General features: G+C 55.9%; 9 protein-coding genes. 1 reads left to right on the top strand and 8 read right to left on the bottom strand.

Annotation, left to right across the window (positions count from 1 at the left end):
* Positions 1-374: 374 nt before the first annotated feature.
* From LQK81_RS25845 to LQK81_RS25820, 6 genes are all read right to left on the bottom strand, one after another.
* The gene (locus LQK81_RS25845; protein WP_230809288.1) at positions 375-1,124 is read right to left on the bottom strand and encodes an AbiU2 domain-containing protein; all 750 of its coding nucleotides are present in this window, start codon (positions 1,122-1,124) and stop codon (positions 375-377) included.
* Positions 1,125-1,322: 198 nt separating this feature from the next.
* Positions 1,323-2,588: an AAA family ATPase gene (locus tag LQK81_RS25840; protein ID WP_230809287.1), complete on the bottom strand. Its 1,266-nt coding sequence runs from the start codon at positions 2,586-2,588 to the stop codon at positions 1,323-1,325.
* A 17-nt stretch (positions 2,589-2,605) separates the two neighbouring features.
* Complete coding sequence (locus LQK81_RS25835; protein ID WP_230809286.1) at positions 2,606-4,288, bottom strand: hypothetical protein; 1,683 nt, start codon at positions 4,286-4,288, stop codon at positions 2,606-2,608.
* 183 nt (positions 4,289-4,471) lie between these two features.
* Entirely contained in the window at positions 4,472-5,239 is a 768-nt protein-coding gene (locus LQK81_RS25830) for a metallophosphoesterase (RefSeq protein WP_230809285.1), read from the bottom strand.
* Positions 5,236-7,170: an AAA family ATPase gene (locus LQK81_RS25825; protein WP_230809284.1), complete on the bottom strand. Its 1,935-nt coding sequence runs from the start codon at positions 7,168-7,170 to the stop codon at positions 5,236-5,238. The genes LQK81_RS25830 and LQK81_RS25825 overlap by 4 nt, the downstream gene beginning before the upstream one ends.
* A gap of 39 nt (positions 7,171-7,209) precedes the next feature.
* Positions 7,210-7,599: a hypothetical protein gene (locus tag LQK81_RS25820; protein WP_230809283.1), complete on the bottom strand. Its 390-nt coding sequence runs from the start codon at positions 7,597-7,599 to the stop codon at positions 7,210-7,212.
* A gap of 447 nt (positions 7,600-8,046) precedes the next feature.
* Here LQK81_RS25820 and LQK81_RS25815 point away from each other — a divergent pair, with 447 nt between their 5' ends.
* Entirely contained in the window at positions 8,047-8,580 is a 534-nt protein-coding gene (locus tag LQK81_RS25815; RefSeq protein WP_230809282.1) for a PIN domain-containing protein, read from the top strand.
* 214 nt (positions 8,581-8,794) lie between these two features.
* Here the strand turns inward: LQK81_RS25815 and LQK81_RS25810 are convergent, their stop codons facing one another.
* Both LQK81_RS25810 and LQK81_RS25805 read right to left on the bottom strand, forming a co-directional pair.
* Positions 8,795-8,998, bottom strand: coding sequence for a hypothetical protein (locus tag LQK81_RS25810; RefSeq protein ID WP_230809281.1), 204 nt, complete (start codon positions 8,996-8,998; stop codon positions 8,795-8,797).
* A gap of 538 nt (positions 8,999-9,536) precedes the next feature.
* Positions 9,537-9,992 carry a DUF411 domain-containing protein gene (locus LQK81_RS25805; protein ID WP_230809280.1) on the bottom strand — a complete coding sequence of 152 codons (456 nt, stop codon included), beginning with the start codon at positions 9,990-9,992 and terminating at the stop codon, positions 9,537-9,539.
* Between the last annotated feature and the right edge of the window lies 1 nt (position 9,993).

Below are 9,993 nucleotides of genomic sequence, written 5' to 3'. Positions count from 1 at the left end.
CACTCATCGCAATCAATCCCATCCGCAATCTCCCAGACGTCATTCAGACCCGGGGAGTGTGACATTCCAACTTTGCAGAAACAGGACATTCTAACTTTGCGGCTACACAAGAAGATCACATAATATAGATTATGGAACTAAATGATATGATATTCAGCCGCCGAGTGTAAAAAGCATGTTCAAATTTCCCACGGCAACCAAAACTTCCGCAAAATGCCTCTGCAGTGCCTCAGAGTATCGGGGCTGATGGTGATATCCGCGAGCAGAAACGAGTTTCAGGCATCGTGCGGTCCGCCGAGCTCGAGGCACCGCATTCGCATGTCCGAGGGGCAACACTGAGGCCAGCTTCTTCCGAACGTCATCCCAGCGCCAAATCAATTGTCCCGAGTTGCGGCCTCTCGAAGACCGGCGAGAACGCAGGCAGCATATCCTTCCGCAGTCGAGCGATCACGATCGGCTTGGTCATCGAACTCGGTATTCAAGCCCTCAACGGCTAAGGAAGCGTACCTCGCGGCATCCATCGCGAGATCGAGGAGAAGGAAAAGATCGGAGTACATTGGCAGTGCGTCTGGTTCCTTGTCGAACAAGGCATGCGCCAGCCGACGATTGCGGAAGTCGCGAATGCGACGGATCGCCGCTTCCTCGTCGGAACCGTCGATTGAAAGACGCGTGTCTATATCAAGAAACGCAGAGATTGCCTCGCCACAAGTCTTACGGTCTCCGGTCCTATGCTCGGCTTCGATCGTCTCCATGATTGCCGCGATCTCCAACGAACTGGGTCCTGCCCTTTCGCTGCTGATGTCTTCGATCCCCGATAACCAATCCGAAGCCTCGTCTTCCAGACGCTCCTGCACACCGGGAACCTTAAAGAGCGCCGCCAGCACCTGAATAGACGCTTTATCCTGTGTCTCTGGTGGGTACTTCGGGTTCTGGCCAACATCGTAGATGCGGGCGATATCCATTGCCAGTTTCAGGGCAAGCGCATTCTGAATGATGCCATAGGTATCGTTGAAAACGGTGTTGATGCCTTTCATACCCGCCGGGATCACGTCATTGCAGGCCTCCATCACCGAATGGGAAGCAACCGCCGTCCCGACGTCCTGCCTCAACATCGACGTGATCAATCTAACCCTTCTCAGAGCCTCTTCGACTTCCATTTCCCCCCCAGTAGCTATGTCGTTCAAACAGGTCGTGCTGCGAGGAAGCGCTTAGGCGGTGGCCCTTATGGAAAGGTCTGTGAGGGCTGTCAGCGGTAACGAGCCGGACTATGGGGGCTGGAGATCGCGAACGCCTATGAGGCTCCGAATGACCTGCTACAGGTGTTAGACAATCTGATACTTCAACCGTCTCTGCACAAATGCGGGCCTTGAACCCTCAAGCACCTTCACCACAAGATTGTTCGTACGCGGGTTTTCGATCGACCCGCTCTCATAGCTGAATTGATATTGGTTCACTTTGTCTAAACGCACGTAGACGATCTGCTCCGCGTCTGCGCCGACTGCGAGATTTGGATTATGCGTCACCAAAATCACCTGTCGAGATTTCTTAGCTTCGCGAATGCATTTTGCGAGAACAGCGAAAATGCTGTCGTTATCCAGATTGTCTTCAGGCTGATCGATTATGAGCGGGGTATTGTCCATATCAAGGTGTAGGTAGAAGACTAGAAGCAGAAGTCCCTTCTCCCCGGGGGAAAGTTGGTTCAGGTCCTTTCCGCCGAGCCGCAATTCATAACGGGCCTCGAAGTACTCGAATGAATACAGGAAGTCGTAAAACCGTTTCACGTCTTTCGTTTGACGGGCAAGATCAGATGGCTTCATCGTTGAGACAACGGCGTCAACAAATGCCAAAATGCTGTCCACGTCGTTCCAATCTACCAACGACAGTTCACTCCGGAGCCTCTGCGCACCTTCCGCGACGCCGCGAAACGGGCCTGAGACATTCTGATTTAGGTGGCCGAAAAAATCCTCGGCAAACTTGGAAGACAGGACAAACGACGCGTCGATGGAGACTTTGAAGTCCCCAGTACTTACCGCGGCCAATCGTGCCTCGACCTTTGTCCGCAACTGCTCGTAAAACGTCTTGATCTTGCGCTTGCACTGGAAGATTTCTCTGCAAAGCCTGTGCCTTTCCAAATAAGCTTTGGACAACACAGCCTGAAGGTCCCGATCGATCCGCGCGATCCTGGCCTCGAAGTCACTGATCGTGCCAGGCTTTGGCGCTTCTTTGTCGCCGGTAATCGCATCCATCTTCTCGGTAATTTCGCGGAGCGCTTGGACATACTTCTGATATCGCTGTTGCGGCGCAGACAACGCCTCGCGCAACACGTCGATCTCGGAAGAAATGGACTTCTGTGCGTTGCTCAAGTCCGGAACACTGGAGATAGTTGAAAAATCGAATTCAGATGTTGTTTCGATTTCGTTATCGAGCTCGATCGCAGCAATCGCTGCCGATAGGTCTTTCCTTTTGTCGTTGACCGGGTCGTCATTGACCGAGAAGGTAACCAACTTGTTTAAGTCGATGCCCAACGAACCGTATCGGACCTTCAAATCCTCCGTTTCACTGGTCACATGCGTCTTGATGGCAGTCAACGCGTCCGAAAGTTCGGTTAGTCCTGCAGCGTCGTCTTTTGATCGGCCAGCCGTCTCGCCGCCTCCTTCTCCCGTGACGCGAGGTCATCGCGCATCAAAGTCAGGGCAGCGATGCGGTCAGTTGCTTCCTTCTGCCCTGTACTTTCCGTCGTCGGCTGGGTTTCCTGTGGAGGCAGTGATGCCTTGAGTGCTGCCAGCTGGGTCTTTAGGGCATCGAGTTCGGAGACCAGCTTCGCTCTAAATGCAGGAGCGGCTTGATCTTCAAGTTCAAGTATTTCTATGTTGAGCTCGCGAAGTTTCCCCTTCAGCTGGCTCGCCTCATGGCGGCTACTTGCGGTCTTGCGATCCTCCAGTTCGTGGAAAGTGCCGGCATCCAGTCTTTCGCTTGGGTCAACGTGAGAGAAAACCACATCTTCAATTTCTCGGCGCAGCTCCTGCACCTCTATTTCGTTCGTGAGGCTCTCAAAATAGTTCTGTGGCAGGTATTTGACCGCCTCCGGCTTTAAGCCATCGGGATCGTCACTCAGTTTCTTCTCAGACGATAGCGCGTTCTTCCAAGTGAGGCGCGCTACGAAATGGTCCGCGAAGCCCGGACGTTTGAACTTCTTGTTTCCGGGGCTGTCGGTCAAAAAAGAAAAATGCTTCGCTTGGCGAGTGTTGCCCAAGAGTGCGAGAATGTCCGCAATTGCGCTCTTGCCACTCCCCTTGTTCCCGATGATGGCGGTCAGCTCTGGATTGAATTGAACATCTACATTGCTGAACCAGGTGCCATTTTGCCCACCATAGGCACTCACGCTCGAAATTTGCAATCGGTCTATAAAGCGGGTGGCTTCGCGTTCGACGCGTGTAAGAACCGGGGGGCGGTCGCCGATGAATACTCTATGTTCCGGTTCGAAAATTGTTTGACGGAGGCCTCGGAACGAGAGATCGGCCTTGATCCAGGTTGATTGAAAATGAGGCTCATCCCCGGACAGACGTCGGAGATCGTCGAACGAATGGGCATCGCTTCCATCAAATACCGGTTTCGGCTCCGATACCGTCCCATCCTCATACCGAGATTCGGCCAGGAAGTATGACCGGCTCGCCGACTTTCCGAAAAATGCACTACTGGCCCGGTCTAGCTCGTCCGATATGGACTGACTTCGCTGCGAGTTCTTGGCGGTGCCACGCAGCCCGTCGTTGCCGGCCGCCGTAACGATGAGGTATTGTTCCGTCGTGAATGTAGCATCTAACGCATATTTCACATCATGGATGCTGACCGTCGCAGCAGCGAAGTGCTGTGAAGTCAATTCACGACATCTAATACGTTTTCCCCCTGCCGTTATGTGGGTCTCAAGGTCCCCCAGCAGCTTATTTAGAGAACCTGGCGTGGCCGCTTCCGGGTCAATAAGAACGTGAGTATTTACATTCTTGCCATCCGTACTGACGGTCTCGATAAGCCGAAGTTCGATGTTGGGAATAAGGAGCTTCCTGCCGTCTGGCACAAGCGCCCGATAATTCGCGACCGCAGCCAGGTAGGCATCGAACGAAAAGTAGTCGGTTACTCCAAAAGCTTGAACGTCCGAAGCTTCAAGCTGATTCACGAAGCGTTTCCAGACCTCCGGATTTGCGTCGCCGTAGCCATTTGCCAGCTTGGTGCCCGGTGCATGAATGTGCAGGTCCCACCGACGCCATACGGACCCGCGTCTCTCGTCTTCCATCACCAAGCCGCCTCTGAATCCCCATGCACACGCAAGTGCCGCCTCTTATGGGCAGAGCCTACCGCACACTTTGCTGCAATCAAGAGGCGACTACGTTATCCCCTTAGATATCAGTGGTAAGAGCTATATCGAAGCCTGTCCTCTCTCCAGCGTCTAGCCGCAGCGCCTCATCGCGGGCGAGACCTAGATTTCTACGGTGAACGCGGGATCGAAGGTCGTCCCCTCGCCCGGATATCCGCGCGGGTTTGAAACCACTCTGCTCTCTCCGATGATGTAGTCGTTCGTGTAATGGACATGACCATGCACCCACAAATCCGGCCGCTGTTCGATAATTAGGCTCTCCAGATCGGAGGCATAGCAAGCCGACAGCAGGTCGGCCTGGAACTCTGTTGGAATGGAGCGGATGGACGGCGCATGATGTGTGATGACGACGGTTTTCCGCCCTCGTGCCTTCCCCAGCTCTGACGCTATAAACGCCCGTGTTTCCATATATTTGCGAAAGGCGTGGATCGGTCTGAACTTCCGATACGGAATCTTCGCGAATTTGATCTTCCGGTAGTCGTTCATGCCGGATTGGGCAGCAGTCATAGCAAGGTGGGGGTCGCCGCCGAGGATACGGAAGTCCGTCCAAAGGGTCCCGCCGATGAATCGAACGCCCTCGATGTCCACCGCGTTGTTTTCAAGAAGGTGGATGTTGGGATAACGGCCGGCGAGCTCTCGGGCTTCTCTCAGGCCCTCTTGAACGGAACCTCCGTAGAACTCGTGATTTCCGGCGACAAAGATAACTGGGAGCGAAGGGCCGATGTTGTTCGCTAACCACTCGATGCTCGGGGCAACGCCCTTTGTCAGCAGGTCGCCGGCGCAAACCAACACATCTGCATCCAGCGGAGCTGGCTGCACGAACGGGACACCGAACTCGAGATGCAGATCGGAAATGACCCAAACCCTCATGTCTCCGATCTCCGTCCTCGACCGCGGCCTTTCCGTGCAACCCGCCCCAAACCGGACGCGCAAGCCTCCCCAACATCCTGCGCGCTCAGTTCGAGGCGTTGGGCTAGACGGACTGCGAGGCCTTCCAACTCGGTCCGCTTGGTCATGAGAATATCGCTCGCGCGATTGTACTGGACATCTAATCGTCGACGGACAGCTCTACGGAGCTGAGGATCGCTCAGGCGCAGGCTTTCCAGCGGTCGTCTTCCTGACCCCATGTCGGTCAGCAAGGCGTCACCAAAACCGAAACTCCTCTCCATCATGGTCGCAAAGTCGGTTGCAACCGATAGATCGGCCGCCGCATCGCCTCCCGCTCCAGTGAAATGGTCGCCGAACATGATGCGTTCCGCCGCCATGCCGGCAAGATAGATGGCGATGATGTCTTCGAAGTGCTTCGCCGTTGCCATAGACGGTAGAGGTTCGTTGAACTGCGTTGCGCCAATAGGGTTCCAGCCCGATCTGGCGGGTCTGCCGCTGTTGATCGATACCTTGCCCAGGCTTTTGGGACGGAGGACGTGTCCCACGATAGCGTGGCCGATCTCGTGAACCGAGAGCCGGAAACGTTCATCGTCGGTAAAGTTCACGATCGGAGGCATGACGTCCATCAGATCGGATTCAGTGACCCTCCCCTGCCTTCCGGCGTGCCGTGCGGCCCGGCGTGCGTCGCGGGCAAGTTTTTCGATGTCCGCACCGGACCAACCTTCCGTTCTCCTGCCGAACTGACCTAGCTCGGACGGGCACGCTGCACGAAGATGAAACTCCAGAATAGCCTTTCGAGCATCTTCATCCGGCAGCGGGATATCGATGATCCGCTCCAATCGACCCGGCCGTAGGAAAGCCGGATCGATCGCGCTCGCGTTGTTGGTGGCGGCGATCACAACAACCCCCTCTCGCCCGTCCCCCGGATCAAGGCACTCGAGGAGGCCATTGATTACCTGCACCTTGTAGTCGTGGTTCGAGCTGTCGTTGAAGACACCGCGGTGGCCGAAGCTGTCGAACTCGTCAAGAAAGAGAATGGCCGGGCTGGCAGCGCGAGCCGCTTGGAAAGTGCGCCTCATCGCCTTCAGCATGTCGCCCAGGTGCCCCTTGGATTGCCAAGACGCCGCGGATTCGGCGACAAGCACAACTCCGCAGCTGTTCGCCAACGCCCGGGCATAAGTTGTCTTGCCGGACCCCGGCGGACCACTGAGAAGAATGCCGCGATCGACGTCCCTCCATTCGATCTCACGACGAGTCCAGCGTTTGATGTCGTCGGCCAACTGAAGGCCCCAGGCCTTCGCGTTCCCATAGCCCTCCATGCGCTCGAGCAAAACGGTGCCCGGCTCGTAGGACCGCGTGGGCACCTCGACTTCTTTCATTGGCAACGCCTTCAATTGCCGTGCAAGACGGCTAACTGACCTTCCGGGGCGCATTGCCAGGCGAACATCCCGTAGAGGTTTCGTGGCTAAGTAGGCGGCGTCGTCTTCGGTGATTGGCACGCCAAGCCTCTTAGCGGCGGCCCTGAAGTGAGTGGCACCCGGTGACGCGATCTCCGACCGATGATCAATCATGAGCGCGAGATCACCCGAGATTTCCCCCTCATCCGTGTAGAACAGGACGGCACGGTGGACACCTCGAAACCTTGAAACCAGGTTCCAACCGGTCTGGGTGATGTCAGATGCCTCATCGACTAGCAGGGCGAACCTTCCGTCGTCGTCAATTAGACGGTCCGCGTCAAGCAGTTCACGGGTTGCAATTTCATATAGTTCAACGTCGGCCGCGTTCGGAAGCTTGATTGCGACGACAAAATTCGACGCCGACAAGAACGGTCGGATGACGCTTCTAACCAACATAGTGGCGACAGCAGTAGCCAAGTTTAGCGGGGGTTTAGCCCGCTCCGGAAAATAAGTCATGACAAGCCTCAATTGCGATGGGATGGAATACGAGCGGGCTTAGGCGCGTATTCGTCTCACCATCGTCTCAGGGCCAATCAACGCCTCGTCGAGCTCAACCTCGACCAGGCCTTGGAGAATAAGGGAAGCTAGACCCGCAACCGGCTGAGTCTCGCGAAGGACACGGAGGCAGTCCGCAAAGGACAGCGGCCCATTCTCGTCCAGAGCGGAGAGCAGCCGAACCCGGTCCCCCAATGGAACGTTGTGGCCCGCGTACCGCAAGAGGTCGGTGGCATTTCGCAAGCGGAACCCATCGTAGATGTCCGACCTATCTACAATGCGATACCGATGCGCCGTCGTAGAGGCAGCGTCCGCGATGACGCCTGCATCGACGGGAAGTCTTCGGTCGAATGCATCAAGCATCCACCAGCCGCCGTCCTTGTCCTGCATGCGAATGTCCGGCACGTATGCCCTCCCCCCGACTTCCAGCGGGGGCGGATTGCATGTCCACAGCAAAACGCTGGGGTTCAAATCCAGAATGCTAACTAAGTCGCGGACGACTTTAGAGCGGAACGTTGGACGTTCCGGTCCTTTCACTGGACGAGGGAAGCGGGAGGGCTGAGAAGCTTCGCCGACACTGCGAAGCTTCTGGTGATGATCCAGGGACGCCATACATGACCTCAATACAAATCGAATGGAACCTCCGCTTTTGCGCGGCTGTGCTCAACGTATTCGTATTGGGAACATAAGGGTTTGGGTCATGGAAGGAACATATAGAGAACATGCTCAAGGGAGTCAACTACCCCGTGTCAAGTTTCAGCAGAAAACAACTCTGATTTACGCTCAATTAATGACAACCGGCGATCTTACATCAAACCTTGGCGGAAGTTGGCAATCATGGCTGATGATATCTTTCTGCTCGATACCAACATAATAAGTGATTCTAGTAAGGTTCGGCCCAACCCCACGATCTCCGGGTGGCTTAGACAACAACATCGGGTTGCCATTCCATTCGCAGCTCTTTTGGAAGTCGAAACGGGGATAGCAGAAAAGTGTCGATCCAACCCGGACAAGGCGGAAGAGCTGTGGCTGTGGATGGACGAACTTCTCGGAATGGATTTCGAATATCCATTGCCGACGCCTCAGGTGGCTCGCCAATTGGCGAAGCTCGTTTGCTGCAGGCCGCTAACGCACCTTTGGTTCGTCAACGAGTACTCCGATAGGAAGAAACCCGGGCAAGACCTGTTCATCGCTGCGACTTCGATCGTATACGACATGCCGATCGCCACGCTGAACGTGAAAGATTTCGAAACGATCGACCGGTTCTTTCCGCTGCCGGGCGTCTACAATCCAGCGAATGGGCTGTGGGCGATACCCAGATGCGATATGGCTGCACGGGCGAGCGAAGCGACACCGACTATGGTCGCCTGACGCATCCGGGCCGGGTTGCCATGGCAGCATCCGAAGTTCAAGGAGTCCATCTTTCGCCTGATGATGTCTTTGGCTCGTTGTGAGCTGACCCAAAGTTGGGTCTAGCGTGAACAGCAGGCTACCGTCTGCTTGTGCCGATGGAAATTCGCCCATCAGCTAAAGCGGTTTTTCACTGGCTTCGCCGAAATTGAGGCCGCGCGATGTCCTGGACATCTTACCGCTGTTCGTTGTCTGGACCGCCCCGCGCAAGAAACTCTCCTGCACCTTCCTTCTTGGAAAGAGCCACGAACCGGATTTCGAACGATCCATCGGCGTCCTGGATCGTCTGCGGATTGCCCGCCCGAGCACTCTCGAGAACCTCGCTGATGCGGCGCTCCCCCTCGACCCTGCTCCACTCGTGCATCTGACGAATCAACATCGAATTCCTTATTTACTTAGCAAATTGTAGTACGCCCAACCTCCCGTGAAAAGAAGACTTCAACCCAAACGTTACAATCCGCGTTCGGAAAATAGAAAGTACACCAGCGTTGGTCCGAAGACAGGTCGAAACCGCGGCGGCCCCGCGGAATCGACGTGAGCCTACGCCACGTAAGGATTACGGTTTATTGGAATTCGGGTCCCGGAGATCGCCGCGAATTCGCGCAACGAGCTTTCGTTGATTCTGGCGCGGCCCTATCAAAATGCGCTTGCCGAGCGGTTTAAAGTCCGAACCTAACCCCGAGCCGAACGAGGCTTTGCTAGGGTTCGGTGATCCTTCTTCCCTCTTCTTATCGGGCATCGCCGGCAAACTCCACCACTCGCGGTAGCAGCCTACTCGCCCTCGACCTGCCTGTCCATAAGCCCCTTCTGCTGCTCTCTGCCTTGCGACGGCAGCAGCGACTCCAACACCCATCCAATATTGTGTAAGCTTGGACGGGTGTTCGGAGGCGTCTGGATAACCGTCGGAAATTCGCAGGTTACGGCCTCGGGCGCACCGACTGGTACACACCGATGGCACCATCCTTGGCAACCGCGAACACGTCGTAAGACGCGCCTGGATCGTCGCCCATACCCAGGGAGCCGGATGGCATCCCGGGAACGGCCAGCCCGGCGATATTCGGACGCTCGGCAAGCAGCCTGGTTATGGCGTCCAGCGGAACATGGCCCTCAATGAAATAGCCCGCCAAGCTCGCGGTGTGGCACCCTTGCATGTCTGCAGGTATGGCGAAGCGCTTCTTGATCGGTTCGAGATCGTCAAGGTCATGGGAGACAACGGAGAAGCCTGCGTTCTTCATGGCGCTTGTCCATTCATGGCAGCAACCACAGTTCGGGTCCTTGTACACGACCATGCTTTCACCTGTCGCGAAGGCGGGTCGGACCATGAGCCCTGAGCTCAAGGCAGCGCCGCAAAGCAGAAAGTCTCTTCTCTTCATC

The organism is Rhizobium sp. GN54, assembly GCF_021026345.1.
Taxonomy (GTDB): domain Bacteria; phylum Pseudomonadota; class Alphaproteobacteria; order Rhizobiales; family Rhizobiaceae; genus Mycoplana.
The sequence above is the reverse complement of the archived record's forward strand: the minus strand, read 5'-3'. Positions and strand labels throughout refer to the sequence as shown.

Bases quoted from the DNA above. Each gene is read 5' to 3' on its own strand.
- LQK81_RS25825 (WP_230809284.1), bottom strand. From the start codon at position 7,170: ATGACTTATTTTCCGGAGCGGGCTAAACCCCCGCTAAACTTGGCTACT.
- LQK81_RS25835 (WP_230809286.1), bottom strand. From the start codon at position 4,288: ATGGAAGACGAGAGACGCGGGTCCGTATGGCGTCGGTGGGACCTGCAC.
- LQK81_RS25830 (WP_230809285.1), bottom strand. From the start codon at position 5,239: ATGAGGGTTTGGGTCATTTCCGATCTGCATCTCGAGTTCGGTGTCCCG.
- LQK81_RS25820 (WP_230809283.1), bottom strand. From the start codon at position 7,599: ATGCAGGACAAGGACGGCGGCTGGTGGATGCTTGATGCATTCGACCGA.
- LQK81_RS25810 (WP_230809281.1), bottom strand. From the start codon at position 8,998: ATGTTGATTCGTCAGATGCACGAGTGGAGCAGGGTCGAGGGGGAGCGC.
- LQK81_RS25805 (WP_230809280.1), bottom strand. From the start codon at position 9,992: ATGAAGAGAAGAGACTTTCTGCTTTGCGGCGCTGCCTTGAGCTCAGGG.
- LQK81_RS25815 (WP_230809282.1), top strand. From the start codon at position 8,047: ATGGCTGATGATATCTTTCTGCTCGATACCAACATAATAAGTGATTCT.